The organism is Pseudofrankia coriaricola (genome assembly GCF_001854805.1).
Classification (GTDB): Bacteria; Actinomycetota; Actinomycetes; order Frankiales; family Frankiaceae; genus Pseudofrankia.
Map to the genome: position 1 here is coordinate 91883 of NZ_MBLO01000236.1, position 21986 is coordinate 113868.

Genomic DNA, 21986 nt, shown 5'->3' on the forward strand with positions numbered 1-21986 from the left:
AGCTGGCCAAAGGGTGCGCGAAAATGTGCTCCTCGCACACCCGGCGGCCCCTTTCCGCAGGGTCATCAGGTGGGACGGCGCAGGACGAGGACGCTGTTGAAGCCGCCGAAGCCGCGGGCGACGACCATCGCCACCCGGGCCGCGCAGGGCCTCGGCTCGCGGACCAGGTCCAGCCCGTAGGCCGGGTCCGGCTCGTCGAGGTTGCCGACGGCGGGCAGCACCCCGTCGCGCAGCGCGAGCAGCGCCGTCGCCACGGCGAGCGCCGAGCCGCCGGCGCACAGCCGCCCGATCAGCCCCTGCGGGGCGGTCACCGCGACCGCGCCCGCGCCGAACACGTCGCGCAGCGCCGCCGCCTCCAGCGCGTCGAGGTCGCGCGAGCCGGCGCCGTCGGCGAAGACGACGTCGACCTCGCCCGGCTCGACGCCCGCGTCCGCGAGCGCCCGGCGCATCGCCGTCGCGAGCCACGCCGGGCTGTCGGCCGGGCGGCTGTGATGGTGGGCGTCGTGCGTGGCGGCGTAGCCCGCGATCTCGCCGTAGACCTTCGGCGCGCCCCGCTCGGCGGCGGCGGCCGGGTGCTCGACGAGCAGCGTCGCCCCGCCCTCGCCGGGCAGGTAGCCGTTGGCGCGCACGTCGAACGGCTTGTACGCCGCCCGCGGGTCGCGGGCGGCACTGACACGGCCGCTGGAGAGGTGGCAGGTCAGCGCGTACGGCGTCAGGCCCGACTCGGCGGCGCCGGCGAGCACGCTCGCCGTGCCGCGACGGATCGTGCGCCTGGCCTGCGCCAGGCTGTCGATGCCGCCGGTGCCGTCGGCGACGACGACCCCGCTGGGGCCCTTCAGGCCGTGGCGGATCGAGGTCTGGCCGGTGGTCGCCGCGTAGAACCAGGCGATCGACTGGTAGACCGACACCGCGGTGCGGCCCCGGGTGTGCAGGCGGGACAGCTCCTTCTGGCCGAAGTCGTTGCCCCCCGAGCCGGCCCCGAAGATCACCGACGTCTCGTAGGGGTCCCGCGTCGCCGGGTCGTAGCCGGCGTCGGCGAGCGCGAGCCGGCTCGCCGCCATGCCGAACCACGTCCACCGGTCGGTCTGCACGATGAACCGGTTGTCCAGGTGGTCGACCGGGTCGAAGTCCGGCACCTGGCCGGCGAGCCGGGCAGGATAGGCGGACGCGTCGAACCGGGTGATCTGGGTGATCGCCAGCTCGCCGCGCAGGGTCGCCGCCCAGAACTCCTCGACGCCGACGCCGCCCGGGGCGATCACACCGAGCCCGGTGATGACCGGCCGCGCCAGCGGCGCCGTCTCCTCCCCCGCGGCCCGGCCCGTGCCCGGCGTGAGAACCGTGCCCGCGGTCATGCCGCCCGCCCCGGCGCGGTGAGCACGATCGCGGACTGGAAGCCGCCGAAGCCGCTCCCGACCGAGAGCGCCACGTCCACCCGGTGGTCGCGGGCGATGTTGGGCACGTAGTCCAGGTCGCACTCCGGGTCGCGGGTGGCCCAGTTCGCGGTCGGCGGGACGACGTCGTGCTCGATCGCCAGGGCGCACGCGGCGAGCTCGATCGAGCCGATCGCGCCGAGCGAGTGCCCGACCATCGACTTCAGCGAGCTGACCGGCACCTGGTAGGCGTGTGCCCCGAGCGACCGTTTGAAGGCGGCCGTCTCGTGCCGGTCGTTCTGCTTGGTGCCCGACCCGTGCGCGTTGACGTAGTCGACGGCGCTCGGGTCCACCCGGGCCTCGTCGAGGGCGAGACGGATCGCCTCGGCCATCTCCCTGCCGTCCGGGCGCAGGCCCGTCATGTGGAAGGCGTTCGAGCGGGACGCGTATCCGCCGACCTCGGCGTAGATGTGCGCGCCGCGGGCCACGGCCCGCTCGTACTCCTCCAGCACCAGGACGGCGCTGCCCTCGCCCATGACGAACCCGTCCCGGCTCGCGTCGAACGGCCTGGAGGCGTGCTCCGGGTCGTCGTTGCGCGCCGAGGTCGCCCGGATCGCGTCGAAGCAGGCGATCGAGATCGGCGACAGCGGGGCGTCGGAGGCACCGGCGATCATGATGTCCGCCTCGCCGTCGACGATCAGCTGATGGGCGTAGCCGACCGCGTCGATGCCGGAGGTGCAGCCGGTCGACACCACGAACGCGGGGCCGTGCGCGCCGAACCTCGTCGCCACCTCGGTGGCCAGGCAGCTGGGGACCAGCGCGTGGTAGAGGAACTGGCTGCCGTAGCGCGGGTCGACCTCCCAGTACCGGCCGCCGTCGCTGACCGCGACGTACTCGTTCTCCAGCCGGGTGGTCGCGCCGACGGCGCTGCCGAGGCTCACCCCGACGACCGGGCCGGCGCCCGGCTCGGCGCCGTCCACGTCCTGGCCGGAGAACTCCAGGCCGGAGTCCGCGACCGCCTCGGCCGCGGCGACCAGCGCGAACTGGACGAACCGGTCGTTACGAGCCACCTCACGCGGACTCAGGCCCGCGACGAGCGGGTCGAAGTCGCACTCGGCCGCGACCTGGGAGCGAAACGGCGTCGGGTCGAAGAGCGACAGCCGCCGCGTCGCCGTGCGGCCGTCGGTGATCATCGCCCAGAACTCCTTGCGGGTGGTGCCGCCCGGCGCCACCACCCCGACGCCGGTGATGGCCGTGCGTCTGCGTGTCATGCGTTGCCCACATGAGGATGGGGCGCCGCCGCCTGCGCGGCGGACAGCTGCTCGGTGTCGACGTGCCCGAGGTCCGGCCGGGGCGCGAGCGGCCCCGAGCAGAAGACGAAGAACGCCTCCTCGGCGCCGTGGTTGACCAGCCGGTGCCGGGTCCCGACGGGGAGGTGGACGCCGCTCTCGGCGGGCAGCAGGTACTCCTCGCCGTCCAGCTGGATCGTCACCTCGCCGCGCACGCAGAAGAGGAACTCCTCCGAGTACGGGTGCCAGTGCTCGGTGACGATCTCGCCGGGCGCGAGCGTCAGAGTGCCCATGAAGCCGGCCTTCGAGCCGACGGTGGCCGGCGAGAGAATCGTGCGGATGTCACCGCCTCGGCGGCGGTTGGCCGGGACGTCGTGGATCGATCTGATCTTCGGAGCCGCGACCGCGGTGGCGGGGGTCACCGGGCGCTCCCGGCGATGGCGGCGGCGGACGCCTGGCGCGCGGCGTTCTCCACCTTCTCCTTGATGACGGCCTGCTCGCGCGGCGTGTTGGTGTTGATGCGCACCACCATTCCGGCGGTGTCGACGGGCGCGGCCGGCTTCATGCGGAAGTCCTGGACCCAGCGCATCCGGGTACCGGTTCCCTCCGGGAAGTACGTCCACTCGATGTGCATGAACTCGAACGGGCCGGTCTCGACGCGATAGGCGCGCACCCGGTGGTTGACCGGGTCGAGGGTGCGCTCGGACACCCAGCTCCACACCTGGCCGTTCTCGTCGGGGTGCATCGTCAGGCGGAACTTGAAGGTGTTGTCCCTGGACTCGAGAATCTCAACGGACGCGTACTCGGTGAACAGGCGGGGCCAGTTCTCCAGGTCGTTGGTGAGCGCCCAGACGGTTTCGATGTCCGCGTCGATCCAGATCGAGTTGTCGGTGTGCCCGTTCACGGGGGTCTCCTCGGGAGTAGGTACTGCCTCAAGGACTGTTGGGCTGGTTTCGCGGGGGCATGGGAGCGTCGGCTGGCGACGCGCCTTTGCCCGCCCGCGGGCGGGCAAAGGCCTGGTAGCGTGCGGTTTTCGGGCTAGCGGGCCGCGAGCGCGAGGTTCACGGCATCCAGGATGTCGGCCAGGGTGTAGCCAGGCGGGGGGTCGGCGGGCAGTTCCACACCGTGGGAGCCGAACACCTCCGACTGCAGCTGCAGGTAGGCCAGCGAGTCCAGGCCGATGTCCTCGAAGGTGACGTCGAGCGTCGCCGGCAGGTCGGACTCGGGAAGACCGGCCTGGGTCACCAGGAAATCGAGCAGAGCGGCGGAGTCCCACTGCTGGGGCACAGTTATCCCTCCTCTAGAGCGTAACTATCCAAGGATTACCACCGACGATGGGCCATGAGTACCAGAACTAGCGGACAATGTCGCCGCCGTCACTTTCCTGCCAACCGGCCGGCCGCCTGGCGAGAGTCCGTGGCGGGTGTGGGACGATAACGCGCGCGCAAAAGCACCCCGCGTGGCCACCGACCGAAAATGGGCAGCTTGATGCCAAGCACCGAGCCAATGCCGAATTCACGGGGACCAGCCCGTGAGAAGCCGTCACGACCGGTCCGCGCGCCCACTTCTCACGTTTGGCGAGAAGGTGCCCGCGGCGGTCGGCACCGGCCGCGGCGGGGCATGCGTGTACGGCCCCGCCCGCACTCGGGCTCCGGATGGTCAGGCCAGGGCCTGGGGCGGTGACGCGGGTGAGTTCCGACACGCGGGCGGCGCAGTGGGAGGGCGGCTGTCACGGGCGCGAGGTCGCGCGGCACCTGGGGTCACGAGGCCTCGGCGTGTGACATGGCCGCGCCGTCGCCGCGGGGCGCGGCGGGAGAACGGCGCTGGCGCCGCGCGCGGCGCCAGCGGGGCTGGCGTCCGGCGGGTCTGGCGCGGGTCAGGCGCCGCGCGGCGGCGGTGGGCCGGCGGCCGACGGCTGATGGCCGCCGCCGGGCACCCTCAACGGACGGAGTCCGCCCTCCAGGTGTAGAAGCTCTTAGCCATCGCGTCGCGCGGGCCGCGCCACGTCGCGGGGTCGTACGCGGTGATGTACTTCGCGAGCTTGGTGTTGACGTCGACGAACAGCGGGTGGTCCCGCACGTCGGCGAGCGGCGCCTGGATGCTCTCCTCCGCCTCGATGAGGTGGAAGTACAGCCCGTGGAAGGCGAACAGCTCCCGGCGCGACACCCCGACAAGGTGCGGCAGCTCCCCGCCGTCGGACTCGGTAAAGACCTCCGCCACGGATTGTTCATCCGATGGATTCATCCGAGCGACGATCAGCGTCCGGTGGCTCACCGCGCACCTCCCGCTGGGCACTGCGCGGGTGTACGCGGTTGGGTTGTCGACACTTTCTCTCCTCACAGCTCTATCTATCGGTCGAGCAGGCCGAGCCGTGAGAACCGCTCCGGTGGCCGGCGGCGCAGGGGCCGAGGCGGCCGTTGCGGCGCTGACGAGGCCGATGTGCTGTTTGGGCCTGGCGCCGCGTCCGGTCCGGATGCGGTGTCTCGCAGGAAGTCTGTGCCCAGTCACCCCGCTTCGTCCGGCGTTCCCGGACGCCTCCCCATGGCAACTAGTTGCGCTGGCACACTGTTGCCACAACTAGTGCACTTAACCCAGCGGTGTTACAACCATCCTTTCTCCAGCCCGGCACCCGCCGGGTCCTGTCTCACGCCGCTCGCGCCAGCGGCGGCGCCTGTCCAGCCCCGGCGTCACAGCCAGCCCCGGTGCTACAGCCAGCCCCGGTGCTACAGCCAGCCCCGGCGCTTCGCCAGGATGCCAGCCTGGAAGCGGCTGCGGGCCTCCAGGCGACGCATCAGGTCGGCGACCATCCGGCGGACCGTGCGCACCGAGACACCGAGCGAACGGGCCGCGGACTCGTCCTTCGCGCCGTCGGCGAGCAGCTGCAGCAGGAGCAGCTCCGCCGGCGACGGGGGCGCGTTGTCGTCGCCGTCACCCGGCCGCCTGTCCGGTTCCGCCTCGCCCGGCTCGTCCGACCAGTCGGCGTCGTCCTGGCCGCCATGCCCGGCCTGCCCGGGCCCGCCCCGCGGCTCGCCGAGCCGGCCGGACACCGCGCCCGCGGCGGGCCGCGCGCCGGCCAGTGCCAGCTCACCGCTCTCCTGGGTGACGCGGAGGCCACCGGCGCTGCCAGGACCGGTCCCGGCGCCGCCGGGACCGCTGGTGCCGGCCGGGACGCCGAACCGGTCGGCGTTCTCCCACAGCTGCTCGAACAGCGCGGTCACCAGGCTCGCGAGATCCGTGCCACGCACGACCATGGCGGCGACGTCGGCGCCATGCGCCGCGCCCGCCGCGCCGGGCCCGCCGCCGCCAGCCGGACCGACGCCACCCGAGCCGCCGATGAGCCGCACGAGACCGAGCCGGCGGTCGACGATCGTCAGGTCGACCGCGGGGTCGTCGGCCAGCCGGATCTCGGCGCCGGCGGCCACCACCTCGGCGAGGTGCTCGACAGCGGTCGACCACGCCAGCCCGGCCCGCGGCCGGGCGATGACGGCGCGTATCCGCACGCCGCGGCGCAGGGCGTCGAGCTCCAGCGGCAGCAGGTCCGCGGCGAGCTCGGCGAGCGTCGCCCTGGTTCGCACCGAGACCACCTCGCGCTGCGCGGCGCCGACCATCCCGATGAGCTCGGTGCGCACGGCGGCGGAGCTCGCGACCCGGTCCAGCCCTCCCCCGCCCGGCGCCTCCTGGCGGCTCGCGCGGAACTCCGAGACGAGCGCCGCCACCTGCGACTGCGCCCGGACGAGGTGTTCGTGCCGGCGGATCAGCTGCTCGTGCTGGGCCTGGATGAGCTGGTCCAGCGGCCCCTCGGGATGGGCCGCCACCAGCCTGCCCGGCCGGTCCGGCAACGCGACCAGGAGCGACAGCGCCACCAGCCGGTCGCGCGACCGGGTCACCACCGCCATCGGCTGGCGCAGCGCGGCCGCGGCACCCTCGATGCTGAGGTTCTCGTCGCGCAGCCACAGCCGATAGAGCGCCGCCGTGATGTCATCGAGCCCGAGAAGATCCAACAATGCCCCCTCCGCCCGCCAGTACGCCGCTCCTTCGACGTGTCCCCGCGCGCCGCGCGCCCCGCGCTCCCGGTGCCGGCCGGGAGCGACTGGGTGGACGGCCAGGTTCCGCGGGCCGGCTGGCGGGTCGGCAGCCCCACCACCCGGCCGGGACGCCGGGTCGTCCACGCCCGGTCAGGTGCCGGCGAGGTCGCGCTCGCGGTTCTCCGCCGAGACCACGTCCAGCGCGTGCCGGACGAGGGCCACCAGGGTCTGGCGAACCGACTCCCGCCGCCGAGCGTCACACATCACGACCGGCCGGTTCGACTCGAGGTCCAGCGCCTTGCGGACGTCCGCGACCTCGTACCGCTTGGCGCCGTCGAAATGGTTCAGCGCGATCAGGAACGGAATGTCCCGCTCTTCGAAGTAGTCGATGGCGGGGAACGAGTCGGCCAGCCGGCGGGTGTCGACCAGCACCACCGCGCCGATCGCGCCGAGCACCAGCTCGTCCCACATGAACCAGAACCGGTCCTGGCCGGGCGTGCCGAACAGGTAGAGGATCACGCTGTCCAGCAGGCTGATCCGGCCGAAGTCCATCGCCACGGTGGTCGTCGTCTTGCCGTTGACGGCCGACGTGTCGTCGATGCCGATGCTGGCGGCGGTCATCGCCGCCTCGGTCGTCAGCGGGGTGATCTCGCTGACGGAGCCCACAAAGGTCGTCTTGCCGACGCCGAACCCGCCCGCGATAATGATCTTAACTGGACTCGGGGCTGGTGCGGCGTCGGTTCTGGGCGGCCTCGCACTAGAGGGCCTGTAGTCCACTGAGCACCTTCTCGATCAGGGCCTGGTCAGGTCGGTTCGTGGGACGTGCGGGCCGGTGCACCGTGACAAGGCCCGCGTCGAGCATGTCGCCCACGAGGACCCGGACCACTCCGACCGGAATGTTCAACCGGGCAGAGATCTCCACGATGGACTGCAGCCGCAGGCAGAGCGCCGCGATGGCGCGCTGCTCATGGTCGAGCGACGTGGCCGCCGCCCGTCCTTGCGACGTGGTGGTGACCAGCGCGACCAGTTCGAGCGAGCCCTTGCTCGGCCTGGTGCGTCCCCCTGTGACCGCATAGGGACGCACGACCGGACCGGCCTCGTCGTCGAACCACTCCTCTTCTCGCGACACTCCGACTCTCCTCGGGATGTCCGTGCCGATCCTCAGGATGTCCGTGCTGACTTGAAACATTTTCCGTCGTCACCTGGGGCGCCGTGGTGGCCATCTCAAGCCCAGCTGAGCGGGAAAAGGTTCACTTGCGATTCAGATCGGCAGTGCCGCCTGCATCTCGGCGCGTAGCTCTGGGGTAAGGAACTCTCCCACCCGGGCGACCAGGAGAGCCATCTCGTAGGCGATCAGGCCGATATCCGCGCCCGGGCTCGAAAGGATCGCCAGGCAGGCGCCGTCGCCGACGGCGGTGACGAACAGGAAGCCCTGCTCCATCTCCACGATGGTCTGCCGGACGCTCCCCCCACCGAAGAACCGCCCCGCGCCCCGGGCCAGGCTGTTGAAGCCCGACGCAACGGCGGCAAGCTGGTCCGCCGTTGCCCGGTCCATTCCCGCCGACGTGGCGAGCAACAGACCGTCCGAGGAAAGCGCGATCGCGTAGGTGACCTCAGGCACCTTCTTCACGAGGTTGTTGAGCAGCCAGCTCATGTTCTCGGACGGCCCAACCGGGCTCATCAGGTCACCTTCCTCTGATCGTCACCGTCACTGGAACCCTGCGCGTCCGCCAGCCCTCGTCCGAAGTTGGACTGGAAGGACGACATCATCGACCGGATCTCCTCCGGCGAGCGTGGCCCGGCCACCACCTGCGGCGGGCGGTTCTGCGCTGGGTTGTCCCGGCGCAGCTCGGGAGCCAGGTTCGCCCGTCGCATCCGGCGGGGCAGCCCGACCTCGGTGGTCGGCTGTGGAGTCGCCTGGCTTCCCCGCTGCCCGCGGGTCCGGCCGCCCCCGGCGATCCCGCCGCCGGGCGTAGCCTGACCGTGCGGATCCTCGGGAGCCGAGTACGACGGGCCACCGGGCTGCGCGCCGCCGGGCTGGAAGTGCCGCGGCGAGGTCCGGTTCGGCAGGGCACCGAAGCGCGGGTCAGGCGCGTCATCGGCGGGGTGCTGCGTCGGGGTCACGGGCGCCGAGTAGGCAGTGGGGTACGCCGGCCGCGCCGACGGTGCCGTCACGGGCCCGGACGGCACGCCGAGCAGCGGGTCGTCGGGCGGTGGCGGTGCGGCGTTGCGGCGCGGCCGGTCGGCGATGAACCAGCTCGACCGCACGGTGGCGAACACAGGGAGGTCGTCGAGCAGCGGCTCGTCGTCGCCGCGGGCCGGCAGGCCGCCGAACATCGCGCGCGGGCCGGACTCGTCGCCCGGCAGCTCCGGCGGCACCGGTGGCACCGGGCTGGTCAGCGGCGGCGGGGCGGGAAGCTCTCCCGGGTCGAGCGTGCCGGCCGGGGCCGGCAGCGCCAGCGCCCCGGACAACGGTCCGGGCGGCACCGCCAGGTCCGTCGTCATCGACCCCGGCTCGTCGGCCGCCAGCCCCCGGTCGCCCGCGCGGCCGACGGCGGCGGGGCCGCCGTCGGCCGGCGGCAGGGCGAGCATCCCACCGGGGACCCCGGCGCCGCGCCCGTTGGGCGCGCCGAGCTCCAGCGGCTCCGCGTCAGCACCGCCCGCGGGCCGGGCGCCGCCCGCGCCGACGGCCGCGAGCTCACGAGCGTCATCCCGCCCGCCGCCGGCACCGGCGGGCGTGAGCTCGTCCACGACGCCTTCGTTCGGCCGCAGCAGCGTGCCGGGGATCAGGACGATCGCCATCGTGCCGCCGTAGGGCGAGGTGCGCAGGCGGACCTTGATGCCGTGCCGCTCGGCCAGCCGGCCGACGACGAACAGGCCCAGGCGCTCGGAGGTCGTCAGGTCGAACGGCGGCGGGTTCTCCAGCCGGTCGTTCAGGGACTTGAACTCGGCCGGGTTCATGCCCAGGCCGCGGTCCTCGATCTCGATGGCGAAGCCGTTGGAGACCTCGTGGCCGGTGACGTGCACCGGGGTGTGCGGCGGGGAGAACGAGGTGGCGTTCTCGATGAACTCGGCGAGCATGTGGATCACGTCACCGACGGCATGGCCGCTGATCGCGCCGCCGCCGACCGGCAGGACCTTGACCCGGGTGTAGTCCTCGACCTCGGCGACGGCACCGCGGATGACGTCCTTGATCGGGACCGGCCGGCGCCAGCCACGGGCCGGCTTGGAGCCGGAGAGGACGATGAGGTCCTCGGCGTGGCGACGCATACGGGTCGCGAGATGGTCGAGGCGGAACAGCTCCTCGAGCTCGTCCGGGTCGGTCTCCTTACGCTCCAGCGCGTCGATGATCTTCAGCTGGCGGTGGATCAGCGCCTGGCTGCGGCGCGCGAGGTTGAGGAACGTGTCCCCGATGCTCTTGCGCATCGCGGCCTGTTCGACGGCGGTGCGCACGGCGACCTCGTGCACGGTGCCGAACGCGTCGGCCATCTGCCCGATCTCGTCCCGGGTGGTCGCCGGGACGGGGAACGTCTCGGCCGCGAGGTCGACGGGCTCGCCGCGGTGCAACCGCTCGACGACATCGGGCAGGCTGTGGTCGGCGACCTCGAGCGCGCCCTCCCGTAGCCGGCGCAGCTGGCGGATCATGGGGCTCGCGACGAGCAGCGCGATGAGCACCGACAGCGCGAGGACGAGCGCGACAGCCAGGGAGTTGATCGCGGCCTGGCGGGTCGCCTGGGTCGCGATCCGGTCGGCGGTGGCGGCGAGGTCGGTGGCGATCCGGCGCTCGACGTCCTCCATCTTGGAGATCTTCTGCGCCGAGACGGTCAGCCAGGTCTCGCGCTCGGTCGTCTGCCGCCCGCCCATCATCAGCGACTTGAGCACCGCGTCACGCATGGTCGCGACGTTCCTGGCCAGCGGGGTGACGGTCGCCTCGTAGAGCTGGCGCTCCTCCGGGGTCGCGGTGATCCTCAGCTGCGCCTGCCAGCCGTCCTCGGCGCCTGCCTGGCCCTGAATCTGCAGGACCAGGTCCGGGTCGGACTGCTGCAGGAAGAAGATCCGGGCGATGTTGCCGCGCACCTGGGCGGCGGCTTCCTTCTCCCGCGAGATCGCCGTCAGCGTGGCGGCACCCGAGATCAGGTCGGCGTTGCGGCTGCCGGACGCCACCCGGGCGTCCAGCTCCAGGAGGTCGGTGATCAGGCCGTCGTAGTAGAGGATGTCCTGCGGCAGGGTGGCCTGCCTGCGGTCGACCGTCTGGCGGTAGGCCGGCAGCTTGGACAGCCGGTCGTCGATGCTGGCCAGGGTGTCGCCCAGGCTGTTACGCGCGCTCCCCGGCAGGTCCCGCGCGGCGGTGTTGTAGTCACCGGCCGCCCGGTCCACGAGCGGCCGGACATCGGTGAGGATCTGTTTGACGATGACCGCCGGCGCCCCGTAGCCCGTACCGATCACCGTGTGCGAGCCGTTGCGCTCGGTCTGCAGGGCCGCGATCAGGGCGTTCGCCCTGATGGCGAAGCCGGCGAGTGCCTTGGTCCGGTTCGCGGACGACACGCTCTCGACGTTGCCGCGCACCTGTATAGCGCTGAGCACGGCGAGGGCCACCAAGGGGACGATGAGAATTACCACCAGCTTCGAGCGGATGGGCCAGTTCTGGAGCATCCGGTCCTCTCGTCCGACGCCCGGCCAGCAGGGCGCCTTGGGTGCGGGCCACGTGTGGGGCGACTATGTAGGGTGAACGGCGGGCCACGCCGTCCGCGTAACTGCCAACTGCCCCCACCAGACGATGCGAGCGCACTGGCGGACCACCGATTCCCGGGTGGTCCCCCTGGCCGCGTCCCATTGCCTGGAAGGTATGGGCAACTGTACTGACCCCCTGCATCCGCAGGATGACGGGGCATCGGCGAACAGCCACCGCGAGCATCGTGGCGAGCGGAATCGCATCGCCAGAACAACGGGGCACGGCCGCCGTTTTGGCAGCGGTGACCTCCCGTCACACACAGTAGTTCTCATGCGCGGTCAACCCTCTCGCCGCCGAGTCCGTCCGGACCGCCCGCCGACGGCGAGAACGAAACAAACCCGCAGGTCGAACAACGGAGTGGAATGACGCGCGCCGCGGGTTCGCACCTGGTTCGGCCGCCGTGTTCCCCACCCCCTCCGATCCGTACACGGAGTAATGGGTGTGGCCCGCCTGGGGGCGCACTGGCGGCTATCAACGTGACAGCAGTCACCTCCCACTGGCCCGCGGCTTCCCGCTCCGCGCCGGATGCGGGGCCGCCGACCCGTGGCGACAGGCGCCGCCGCACGGGCCCGCGGTAGCAAGGTCGGCGGACCTCTCGTCACGGCCCGCGGCGTCCGGCGGAGACCCTGAGTGGATCACCGTCGCGGAGCGGCCAGGGCACTGCCTCATCCGATGTTGCGGGCCATCCGTCGGTTCGTTGTGGAGCCGGCGGGGGAACAGAATCTTCCCTGTAATGGTTGAAAGAGCACCGCTGGGCGCCGGGAGTCCCGCCGAGTACCGGACGAGTCCTGGGCAGTGGCCAGCGGGCGGGCGACGTGCGACGCCCCTCGGCCTGACCGGCGCCGCTGGTCGCGTCCGGTGCGACACTGGGGGACATGGCCACCACGTCGCCGGGGAGGACCTCCCGTCCCGCCCCGGCCGCCCCCGCCGAGGCCCGCCCGGCCGCCACCCACGCGGCCGCCGCCGGCGCCCGCGGCGCGCAGGCGCGCACCGCGCGGCCGGCGGACGCGACGGCGACGGCGACGGCGAGCGACGGGGCCACGGGCACGGCGCGGGGCGAAGCCGTCGTGGCCGACGGCGCGGGCACGGGCGCGGCCGGGACTGACGGCGGCACGGGGAAGAGCGCCACGGGCACGGCCAGGCACGGCACGGGCACGGCGAAGGACGACGCGGGCGGGCCCGCGGTCCTCAGCCCACGCGAGCTGCGCCGACAGGAGCGGCTGCGCGTCGGCAGGGAGCAGATCCTGGATGCGGCCGAGGAGCTGTTCGGCCGGCAGGGCTACCGCGGCACCAGCCTGCAGCAGGTCGCGAAACGGTGCGAGTTCTCGATCGGCGCCCTGTACCTGTTCATCGACAGCAAAGAAGAACTGCTGCAGGCAGTGCTCAACCGGCGCACCGTCGAGCTGATGGAGCTGATGGCCTCCTGCCTGGCGGCCGAGGGCACCGGCGCCGAGCTGCTGGCGCGGCTGGCCCGCACACAGGTCGATTTCCACCGGCGCTACCCGGAGTTCGGCCGGCTCTCGATCCAGCTCATGTCCGCGCCCGGCGTACCCGGCACACCCGGCTTCCGCGAGGGCTTCGCCCGTGGCTACGACGCGGCAATCGAGCTGGAGGCCGAGCTGTTCGTCAGGGGTCAGCGCGACGGCACGCTGCGCCCCGGCGACCCAGGCTGCCTTGCCCGGCTGTACTCGGCGATGGTCACCGCGTATCACGCAATGGACCCGGAGGTCTCCGCGGACAGCGCGGCACTTCCTGACGACATCTTCCTGTCCACTGTCGCCGCCGCCTTCGCGCCGCCTCCGGACGGCTCGCCGGCCCGTTAGTGATCCTGGGGACAACGGCCGCCGGGTGTGCGAAGGAAGATCATTTTCGCACACCCTTTGACCCTCTAGTGATCCTGGGGACAACGGCCGCCGGGTGTGCGAAGGAAGATCATTTTCGCACACCCTTTGACCCTCTAGCCGGACGGACATTTTTAGGTCGTCCGACCGGGACAGGCAGTCCCGGCCCGCATACCCAAGAAGTGATCTTCACCCGTCGCCATAGCCGTTCCCGGACGGCCACGGACCGGCTATGGCGCAAAGCGGACGAATCTGGGCGCGAAACATCCGCCGCATTCCCACACGTCGGCCGTAGGCCGTCGCTTCGCGACGATCCACGATCCGATTGGCCCACGTTCGAAGAACGCATATCGTCATGAGCCGCGCGCGGGAGTCCAGCCGCGGGCCCACGTCAGCTTCTTCTCGCCACCGCCGAGACAGCCTCGGGCGGCCCACGGGAGGGCACCCGGACAGGGCGGCCCTCGCGCCGGCCACCGAACCATCGAGCCACAGGGAGCGGAGCGCCGGATGACCACCAGAGACAGCGACGACGACTTAGGCGCAAAGCCGGGCGATCATGGCGGGGCCCGCGCGGACGGCGGCCCGGGCGCGGGGGCGTCAGCCGTCGAGGACGTGCCGCCGGCCACGATCCCGGCCGTGCTGGAGCGGGCCGCCCGGCGGTGGCCCGAAGACGAGGCCGTCGTCGACGGCGACGTCCGGCTGACGTTCGCCGGGCTCGCGGCCGCCGCCGACGAGGTGGCGCGGGCCCTGGTCGGCAGCGGTGTCGAGGCCGGCGACAGAGTCTCGATCTGGGCGCCGAACGGCTACCGCTGGATGGTCGCCGCGCTCGGGATCTACCGGGCCGGCGCGGTCCTCGTCCCGGTGAACAGCCGGTTCAAGGCGGGCGAGGCCGCGGATCTCCTGCGCGCGACCCGGGCGAGGATCCTGTTCACCGTCACCGACTTCCTCGAGACGGACTACGCGGCCGCGATCCTCGCCGAGCCGGACCTGCCGGACCTCGGCGAGGTCGTCGTGCTCGACGGACCGGTCAGCCCCGGCACCATCCCCTGGGACGACCTCACCGCCCGCGCCGCCTCGGTTCCCGCCGAGACGACCGCCGCCCGCGCGGCCGCGCTCACCGGCGACAGCCTCAGCGACATCATCTTCACCTCGGGCACCACCGGAAAGCCGAAGGGCGCGATGCTCGCCCACGGCCCGTCAACCCGGCTCTACAAGGCCTGGGCCGACGTCATCGGGCTCGGCCACGGCGACCGCTACCTGCTCGTCTACCCGTTCTTCCACACCGCCGGCCTCAAGGCGGGCCTGCTCGCGACCATCCTGGTCGGCACGACGCTCGTCCCGTACCCGGTCTTCGACGTGCCCGCCGTGATGCGGCTCGTCAGCGAAGAGAAGATCACCATGCTGCCCGGCCCGCCGGCCGTATACCAGACGATCCTCAACAGCGACCTGACCGGCTACGATCTGTCGAGCTGGCGGCTCGCCGTCACCGGCGCCGCGGCGGTGCCGGTCGAGCTGGTCCGCCGGCTGCGCGCCGACCTGGGCCTGCGCACCGTCGTCACTGGCTACGGCCTGACCGAGACCACGGGAACGGTCGCCATGTGCCGGCACACCGACGACCCGGAGCTGGTCGCGCGCACTTCCGGCCGCGCCCTCGAGGGCATCGAGATCCGCGTCGTCGACGACGCGGGCAAGGAGGTGCCGCGCGGCGAGCCCGGCGAGATCCTGGCCCGCGGGTTCAACATCATGAAGGGCTATCTCGACAGCCCCGAGGCGACCGCCGAGACCATCGACGCCGACGGCTGGCTCAGGACCGGTGACATCGGGGTGATGGACGACGGTGGCAACATCGCCATCACCGACCGGAAGAAGGACATGTTCATCGTCGGCGGCTTCAACGCCTACCCGGCGGAGATCGAGGGCATGCTGGCCGAGCACCCGGTGATCGCCCAGGTCGCCGTCGTCGGCGTCCCCGACGAGCGGCTCGGCGAGGTCGGCATGGCGTACGTCGTCCCGCGGGCCGGCCAGCCGGCGCCCGAACCGGCGGAGATCATCGCCTGGGCCCGGCAGCGCATGGCGAACTACAAGGCGCCGCGCTACGTCGAGATCGTCGACGCGCTCCCACTCAACGCCACCGGGAAGGTCGTCCGCTACGAGCTGCGCGACCGCGCCGCCACCCTGGTCCGCCGCTCCTGAGCGGCCCTGCCGAGCACCGGTCGTGCCCCGCCATCCCTCCGGGTGGCGGGCGGTCGGCTCCCGCGCGCACGATGGGGTGGCAACGGTCCGGGGGGTGACGCATGGCGGACCAGGCTCACGCCGACAGCGACGACCACGGCGACGGCACCGATTCCGCCACCCGGCTCGTCTGGCCCGCGGCCGGCCCGGGGCCGTACGGCTCCGGCCTGTCCAGCCCGTACGCTCCCGACCCCTACGCCCAGTTCGGCGCCCGGCGCCGGGACGGGCCTTCCCCCTTGGACAGCGGCGTCGCCGACGAAGACTTTGATGAACGCGGCGAACACGACGTCGATGACCACGACGACCGCCACAACGACGACGCTGGCCACGGCCACGATCCCGACCACGGCGCCGGCGCCGGCGCCGGCCATGACCACGGCCGCAACGGTCACGACGTCGTCGAGCGACACATCTGGAGCGCCGGGGCCGGGGGGCACGCGGAGCATCCGCACCTGGCCGAATGGGCGGAGCGGGCCGACCGCGCCGCCGAGCGCGCCTGGTCCTGGTTCGGCAGGCTCGCCGACCAGGCGGCGGCCCGGCTGCCCGCCCACCCACCGGGCAGCGCCGGCCCGCGGGAGACGCAGGAGCCGGCACCTGAAGTACCGGCAGGTACCGCGCACCAGGCGCCGGTCACGGCGCGGCCCGGCACCACCGTCCCGCCCGCCGCCACCGCCCCGCCCGGCGCTGCTGCCTCACCCGACGCTGCTGCCTCACCCGGCGCTGTCGCCCCGCCCGCCACCGCCCCGCCAGGCACGGCCCCGGGCCTCCGCGCGGGCCAGCACGTCAGCCATGACCAGCCCCAGGAGATCACCGTCCACCGGTTCCCGCCTCCCGTGCCGCCGGTCCTCCCACCGGGCGAGGTCCCAGCGGCCGAGCCGCCGTCCTCGTCCTCAGCCGCGTGGCCGCCAGGCCCGGAGCCATCACCCGCGCGGGCGCCGGCTGGCGCCCCACCGGCCGAGGCGGCGGGCGGGGCGACGTCCCCGTCCACCGGGACACCGTCGGACCGGACCGCAGCGGCGCCATCCACGCGTGCGGCCGCGGCACCGTCGGCGCGGGCCGTCGCTCCGCCGGCCGAGACACCCGCCGGTGCGAGGGCTGTGCGGCCGACGGTCGGCTACGCGCTGCACGGCGGGGAGGCCGACGCGCATCGGCTGGCCAGGCAGTCCAGGGCGCTGGAACCGGGCACGGAGGCGTTCCTGACCGGGCTGGGCCTGGGACCGGGCTGGCGCTGCCTGGACGTCGGGTGCGGGCACGGCCAGGTCAGCGTGCTGCTGGCAAGCCAGGTCCGGCCCGGCGGGCGGATCGTGGGCGTCGACGGCGACCCGGCGTCGCTGCGGGTCGCCCGCCACAACGCGGCCCGGGTGGGCGCGCGGGTCGCGTTCCTGAACGCCGAAGCCGGCTGGCTGCCCGCCGCGCGCGGCCGGTTCGACCTGGCCTACTGCCGGCTGCTGCTTGGGCATCTCGCGGACCCGATGGAGACGCTGCGCGCCATGGCCACCGCGGTCCGTCCCGGCGGCGTGGTAGCCGTCGAGGACGTCTACTTCACCGTCCCGTCGACGACGGCGACGCCGGACGACCCGCTTCCAGGGGCCCTGGCCGAGTTCATCGAGCTTCTGACCATGACGATCCGCGCCCAGGGCGGTGACCCACAGATCGGCCCGCGGCTGCCCGCGCTGTTCACGGCCGCCGGCCTGACCGACATCTCGGCCGGCCTGAGCGCCGCTCCCCTGCCGTTGGACTCGCCGCTCCTGCTGGCCGAGGCTCTGGACGCGACCCGGGACGCGACTCTGGCCGCGGGCCTCGCCTCCGCCACCCACCTCGACGACCTGCGCGCCGCGCTGCTCGCCCTCCCGCGGACGGCCCTCACCGCCACGATCGACACCGCGCGTATCCACCAGGTCGCCGGCCACCGCCCGCGACGCCCCTCGGCCCAGGCCGCCTGAGGCGCTGAGCCTCACCTCCCAGATCGCTGACCTCCCAGATCGCTGCGCCCGCCGATGACCTTCCCGGAGCTGCGGGCCTTCCTGACGAGCCAGCGCCAGCTGCGCCGCGACGAGGAGCAGGTCGACGCGATGCTGCGCCGCCTGGACGACGCGGGTCTGCTCACCGGGCTCGACGGTGCCGGCCCGGTGAGCGTGACCACGCGGGGGGCGGAGCTGCACGCGGCCGTGTTCGCGTCGGTGCAGCGGGTCGGCGGACAGGTCTTCAGCGGCTTCGATCCGGCCGAGCTGGCGGCCGAGCTGGCGGCCGAGCTGGCGGCCGAGCTGGCGGCCGAGCTGGCGGCCGAGCTGGCGGCCGCCAAGCATGTCCTCGCCGAGGTCACCCAGCGGGCACTGCGGCTGCGGACCGAGCTCACGGCGGCCTGACCGCGGCGGCCCGACCCGTGTGCCGGTCCGGTGATCTGGCCCGCCGGACCGGCCCACAGGCTCAGGCGCCGACACTGGCGCTGGCGTCAGGGCCCTGGGGGTCGGCAAGGAAACCCAACCGACGCTCGATGCGTGTGGTCCGCGAGACGGTTGCGGTGACGCGCGGCGGACGTCCCGGGATCGGATGGCGGTCGCAACGGGTGCGGGTGACCGCGGTCCGTGCTGGTATGAGGACGCTCGCGGCGAGGGCCACGGCGCATCACGGAGACGAGGTTCGGCGTGGACACGGGTCTTACGGGGCGGACGGCTGTTGTCACCGGCGGGAACTCCAACATCGGCCGGGGCATCGTGCTGGCGCTGGCGGCCGAGGGCGCGAACGTCGTAATCGCCGCGAGGGACGAGGCCGCGGGTGAAAGGGTGCGTGAGCAGGCGCTCGCCGCGGGCGCGAAGAACGCTGTGTTCCACTCCGTCGACGTCCTCGACCGCGCGCAGGTAGGCAGGATGGTGGCCACGGTCGAGGAGCGTTTCGGCGCGGTCGACCTACTGGTGAACAACGTCGGCGGCAACGTCGCGTTCGCCTACTTCGCCGAGTCCGACCCGGACACCTGGCGCCGCGACGTCGACCTGAACTTCACCAGCACGCTCAACTGTGCGCACGCCGTGCTGCCCGGCATGATCCACCGAGCCTCCGGGCGCATCATCAACATCGGGTCGACGGCGGGACTGATCGGTGACCCGACGCTCGCCGTGTACTCGGCGATGAAGGGCGCGGTGCACACGTTCACCAAGATCCTCGCCAAGGAGGTCGGGCCGCATGGGATCACGGTCAACGCCGTCGCCCCTTACGGCACGCTCCCCGACGACTGGGCGAACGACGTGAGCGCGGGCAGCCGCTGGCATGCCGACGGCGTCATCGCGAAGCGGGCACACGGCGGCGACTCGCCCAGCATCGGGCGCCGCACAGTCCTCGAACGCCAGACCGCGACGCCACGGGAGATCGCCGCCGCGGTCGTCTACCTGGCCTCCGACGCAGCGGCTTTCGTCACCGGCCAGATCCTCGCTGTCGAGGGCGGCACTCTCCTGGCCTGACTACCTACCGACACGGAACCAGCCAGACGGCACCGCCGGCACCGCCGGTCAGGTGCACCTCGACACGTCGCGCGGACCGAGGCGGTTCTGCGCTGCGACGCACATTCTTGCCAGCCAGGGCCTGGTCTATTCGCGGATGACGTCGTCGATGGTGCTGGCAATCATCGCGCGGCGGAACCACGTGTCGAGTTGGTCCAGGTCTGTGCAGGTATGGATCCGCTCGCGGACGTCCTCGGAAACGAGGATTCCGCGTGCCTCAAGCACGGTCAGCAACATCCGCCCCGCGCCGAGGGCCTCACCCTCGGCCTTGCCCTCGGCGTGGGCACGAGCGTCGGTCTCGTTGAGAAGTTCACTGCGGTACCGACGGCCGACGGTGCTGGTCATATACGTCTCCCAACGCTTCCAGAGCGCCTCTGGCAGCCCAGCTAGAACGATCTCATGATACAGGGGTTTCTTCTTCGGGCCGAGCGCCCGCAGCGCCTCCAACAGTGCGGGAAAAGCGGCCTCGATGTCAGCATCCCCGCCATGGCAGAGTACAGAGAACAGGGCCAACGCCGGTTCGGCCTGTGCCCGCTCGACGTCGACGACCAGAGGAACGTCGCCCGGCGTGAAGACGAGCGGGCGCAGGTGCAGGCTCACACCCTCCGACTCGAACATGGCCCGGTATCTGCGGGCGACCGCCGCACCAGGGCAGTAGACCAGCAGCGCGGCATTGACCTCCAGCTCCGCTTCCAGGTGCGCCACGTAGGTCTTCCAGGTCCAGCGCTTGCCCGGATCCCAGGCACGCTGAACCTCCAGCACCACAGACAGCAACGACCTGTCGGTCGCGTCGCACAACAGTGTCATCCCGTCGGCGCGGTAGGTGCTGGGCACCAGCTTCCGGACCTCCGTCGGCTGCGGCCGGGCATGGTGAAAGTCGGAGACCTTGACGTCAAAAAGTTTATCCAACAGCCAGACCAGGACCTCCGGATTCTGCTCGGCCAGCTCCAGCGGCGACTCGTGTTCCCCACTCGGCATGCCGTCAACCATAAAGAACACGGACAGGAAATAGCAAATCCGGAAGACGCTGGTTAAACCCACTCTACCTTTCAAGCCGACTTGCACTCGCGCATTCTTTCCCTGGCCAGAAAACCGCCAGAAGAGCCCCCAACGAGCTTTCACCACGAAGGAGCCAGGTTGGCGGTCTCAGCGACGCCGCATCGTCAGGGGAGCGGAAAGAGGCGGCTTCCGGCCAAACCCGGGATGTCGCCGTCGCAAGCGGCATTGGTCAGGTCACGGATGGACCGCGTCGGCCCGGTCACCCAGCGTCGAGGTGGCCGTGGTCGGGCGATGCAGGCGTGGCGCGGCGAGCTTCGCGGTCAGGTGTTCGCCCGCGACGACCGGCGGGTAGCGCGGCGGGTCGTCCGGCCCGGTGCACGTGGGCAGGCATTCGACGACGGCGTCGTAGTTGCCGTCATGGAAGAACGCGATCGAGCGGCGCCGGGCCTCGCGGCCGGCCACTGGCGCGGGCAGCACCACCCGGTGCACGGTCGAGCGCCAGTGGTCGTTAGTCCACTGGGCGAGCAGGTCCCCCAGGTTCACCAGCAGCCCGCCCGGCCCCGGGACGACCGAGTGCCAGGCGCCGTCAGGACCGACGATCTCCAGGCCGGGCACCCGGTCGCCGTAGAGAACGGTGAGGATGCCGTAGTCGGTGTGCGCGCCCATCCGGGCCGGCTCCCCCGAGTCGCTGGCGTCGGGGCGGGCGGCGGTCACGTAGCTCAGCGCGCGCAGCGTCTCGGTCGAGTGGTCGGTGAACGGGGCGAAGTAGCCCTCCGGCAGCCCGAGCGCGACGGCGAAGATCTCGGCCAGCCGGCGGGCGAGCCCGGCGACGGCGCCGAAGTAGGCGGTCAGCGCCGGCCGCAGCGCCTGGACCTCGCCCGGCCACAGGTTCGCGGCGAAGACGCCGTCGCGCTCGCGCTCGTACACCGGGTCGCCGGCCGGCCAGCCCTCCGGGCCGATGTTGAACGCCTCGAACGTGTCCGGGCCGGCGTCGACGCCGAGGCTGTAGGCCAGCGACTCGGCACGCGGCGGGCTGTAGCCACGGTTGGTCATGAGGTCGGTGGGGACGTGGCGCAGCTTGGCGCTGGCGGGCAACGACCACAGGGTGTCGAGCGCGGCAAGCGCCGCGCCGATCGTGGCCGGCTCGACGCCATGCCCGACGATCTCGAGGAAGCCGACCCGACGGCAGCCGTCGTCGACCGCGGCGGCGATCTCCCGGCGGCGGGCGCCGCCGCCACTCCATCCGGACAGGTCGACCAGCGGGACGAGGCGGGCCATCAGCGTGCGTCCCTCCGTCCGGTCGGCGTCACCTGCCGACAAGGGCGAATATAGGCAGGAGCGATACCGGCCGTCCCGGGGAAGTGGCCGCCGTCGCGGCCGGTGACGGCCGTTCGAGGGCGGGGCGCGGACAGGGCGGCGGATCTACGCTCGGCCGAGGGGACCAGGCGTTCGGAGGAAGCCACGTGACCAGCAGCGCCAGCACAGCCACCGCCGTCGACAAGCCGTTCACCGGCGTCGTCGGCCTTCATCACCTGCAGCTGGCGATCCCCGCCGGCGCGGAGGATGCCTGCCGGGCGTTCTGGGTCGGGCTTCTCGGCCTCACCGAGGTGCCGAAGCCACCGCCGATGGCGGCCCGCGGCGGCGCCTGGTTCCGCGGTGCGGGCTTCGAGCTGCACGTCGGCGTCGACCCGGCTTTCACCCCGGCGACCAAGGGTCACCCGGCGATCCTCGTCGACGACCTCGACGCGCTAGCCGAGCGCCTGGCCGCCGCGGCCGTCGCGGTGACCTGGTCGCACGACTTCCCAGGCCACCGCCACTTCTACAGCCCCGACCCGGTCGGCAACCGGATCGAGTTCATCTCCCCCGAGCCCGCCGCCTAGCACCGCTTCAGCCAGGTTGGCCCGGCCGCGCCACCGCGCCACCAGCCTGATCGGCGGATCTGTACTCGGATCCGAACTGGCGAGGGCCCGGAGTTCGGATTTGGGTGACATCTGCCGCGGACGG

Annotated in this window: 19 protein-coding genes; 6 read left to right on the forward strand and 13 right to left on the reverse strand. The window is 72.5% G+C overall.

What is annotated here, in order from left to right:
• Positions 1–65: 65 nt before the first annotated feature.
• From BCD48_RS31560 to BCD48_RS31610, 11 genes are all read right to left on the reverse strand, one after another.
• Positions 66–1352, reverse strand: coding sequence for a beta-ketoacyl synthase N-terminal-like domain-containing protein (locus BCD48_RS31560; protein WP_071052026.1), 1287 nt, complete (start codon positions 1350–1352; stop codon positions 66–68).
• Entirely contained in the window at positions 1349–2641 is a 1293-nt protein-coding gene (locus BCD48_RS31565; RefSeq protein ID WP_071052027.1) for a beta-ketoacyl-[acyl-carrier-protein] synthase family protein, read from the reverse strand. The genes BCD48_RS31560 and BCD48_RS31565 overlap by 4 nt, the downstream gene beginning before the upstream one ends.
• Positions 2638–3081, reverse strand: coding sequence for a cupin domain-containing protein (locus BCD48_RS31570; protein WP_071052028.1), 444 nt, complete (start codon positions 3079–3081; stop codon positions 2638–2640). Before BCD48_RS31570 ends, BCD48_RS31565 begins: the two co-directional genes overlap by 4 nt.
• Complete coding sequence (locus BCD48_RS31575) at positions 3078–3563, reverse strand: SRPBCC family protein (RefSeq protein ID WP_071052029.1); 486 nt, start codon at positions 3561–3563, stop codon at positions 3078–3080. The genes BCD48_RS31570 and BCD48_RS31575 overlap by 4 nt, the downstream gene beginning before the upstream one ends.
• Positions 3564–3697: 134 nt before the next feature.
• Positions 3698–3946 carry an acyl carrier protein gene (locus BCD48_RS31580; protein WP_071052030.1) on the reverse strand — a complete coding sequence of 83 codons (249 nt, stop codon included), beginning with the start codon at positions 3944–3946 and terminating at the stop codon, positions 3698–3700.
• A gap of 651 nt (positions 3947–4597) precedes the next feature.
• Positions 4598–4933: a TcmI family type II polyketide cyclase gene (locus BCD48_RS31585; protein WP_198543473.1), complete on the reverse strand. Its 336-nt coding sequence runs from the start codon at positions 4931–4933 to the stop codon at positions 4598–4600.
• A gap of 449 nt (positions 4934–5382) precedes the next feature.
• A complete protein-coding gene (locus BCD48_RS54290; RefSeq protein ID WP_241842146.1) occupies positions 5383–6828 on the reverse strand; it encodes a LuxR C-terminal-related transcriptional regulator in 1446 nt (481 codons plus the stop codon).
• Positions 6829–6834: 6 nt separating this feature from the next.
• The gene (locus tag BCD48_RS31595) at positions 6835–7461 is read right to left on the reverse strand and encodes a GTP-binding protein (protein ID WP_071052033.1); all 627 of its coding nucleotides are present in this window, start codon (positions 7459–7461) and stop codon (positions 6835–6837) included.
• The gene (locus BCD48_RS31600; protein ID WP_071052034.1) at positions 7442–7813 is read right to left on the reverse strand and encodes a DUF742 domain-containing protein; all 372 of its coding nucleotides are present in this window, start codon (positions 7811–7813) and stop codon (positions 7442–7444) included. Before BCD48_RS31600 ends, BCD48_RS31595 begins: the two co-directional genes overlap by 20 nt.
• Positions 7814–7945: 132 nt before the next feature.
• Positions 7946–8365 (reverse strand): roadblock/LC7 domain-containing protein, encoded by a 420-nt coding sequence (locus BCD48_RS31605; protein WP_071052035.1) that lies wholly within the window; start codon positions 8363–8365, stop codon positions 7946–7948.
• Positions 8365–11337, reverse strand: a complete 2973-nt coding sequence (locus tag BCD48_RS31610; RefSeq protein WP_071052036.1) for a sensor histidine kinase — start codon at positions 11335–11337, stop codon at positions 8365–8367. The genes BCD48_RS31605 and BCD48_RS31610 overlap by 1 nt, the downstream gene beginning before the upstream one ends.
• Positions 11338–12291: 954 nt before the next feature.
• Between BCD48_RS31610 and BCD48_RS31615 the strand changes: the two genes are divergently transcribed.
• From BCD48_RS31615 to BCD48_RS31635, 5 genes are all read left to right on the forward strand, one after another.
• A complete protein-coding gene (locus BCD48_RS31615) occupies positions 12292–13239 on the forward strand; it encodes a TetR/AcrR family transcriptional regulator (RefSeq protein ID WP_071052037.1) in 948 nt (315 codons plus the stop codon).
• A 525-nt stretch (positions 13240–13764) separates the two neighbouring features.
• Entirely contained in the window at positions 13765–15450 is a 1686-nt protein-coding gene (locus tag BCD48_RS31620; RefSeq protein ID WP_241842147.1) for a FadD3 family acyl-CoA ligase, read from the forward strand.
• A gap of 101 nt (positions 15451–15551) precedes the next feature.
• Positions 15552–17432, forward strand: coding sequence for a class I SAM-dependent methyltransferase (locus BCD48_RS31625; protein ID WP_071052038.1), 1881 nt, complete (start codon positions 15552–15554; stop codon positions 17430–17432).
• Positions 17433–17486: 54 nt separating this feature from the next.
• Positions 17487–17855, forward strand: a complete 369-nt coding sequence (locus tag BCD48_RS52595; RefSeq protein ID WP_071052039.1) for a hypothetical protein — start codon at positions 17487–17489, stop codon at positions 17853–17855.
• A gap of 279 nt (positions 17856–18134) precedes the next feature.
• Positions 18135–18944, forward strand: a complete 810-nt coding sequence (locus BCD48_RS31635) for an SDR family NAD(P)-dependent oxidoreductase (protein WP_071052040.1) — start codon at positions 18135–18137, stop codon at positions 18942–18944.
• Between the two features lie 126 nt (positions 18945–19070).
• Here BCD48_RS31635 and BCD48_RS31640 read toward each other — a convergent pair whose 3' ends face one another.
• Positions 19071–20048 carry a hypothetical protein gene (locus BCD48_RS31640; RefSeq protein ID WP_241842148.1) on the reverse strand — a complete coding sequence of 326 codons (978 nt, stop codon included), beginning with the start codon at positions 20046–20048 and terminating at the stop codon, positions 19071–19073.
• A 168-nt stretch (positions 20049–20216) separates the two neighbouring features.
• Entirely contained in the window at positions 20217–21260 is a 1044-nt protein-coding gene (locus BCD48_RS31645; protein WP_071052041.1) for an isopenicillin N synthase family dioxygenase, read from the reverse strand.
• Positions 21261–21445: 185 nt separating this feature from the next.
• Here BCD48_RS31645 and BCD48_RS31650 point away from each other — a divergent pair, with 185 nt between their 5' ends.
• Entirely contained in the window at positions 21446–21862 is a 417-nt protein-coding gene (locus BCD48_RS31650; RefSeq protein ID WP_071052042.1) for a VOC family protein, read from the forward strand.
• The last annotated feature ends 124 nt before the right edge of the window (positions 21863–21986 follow it).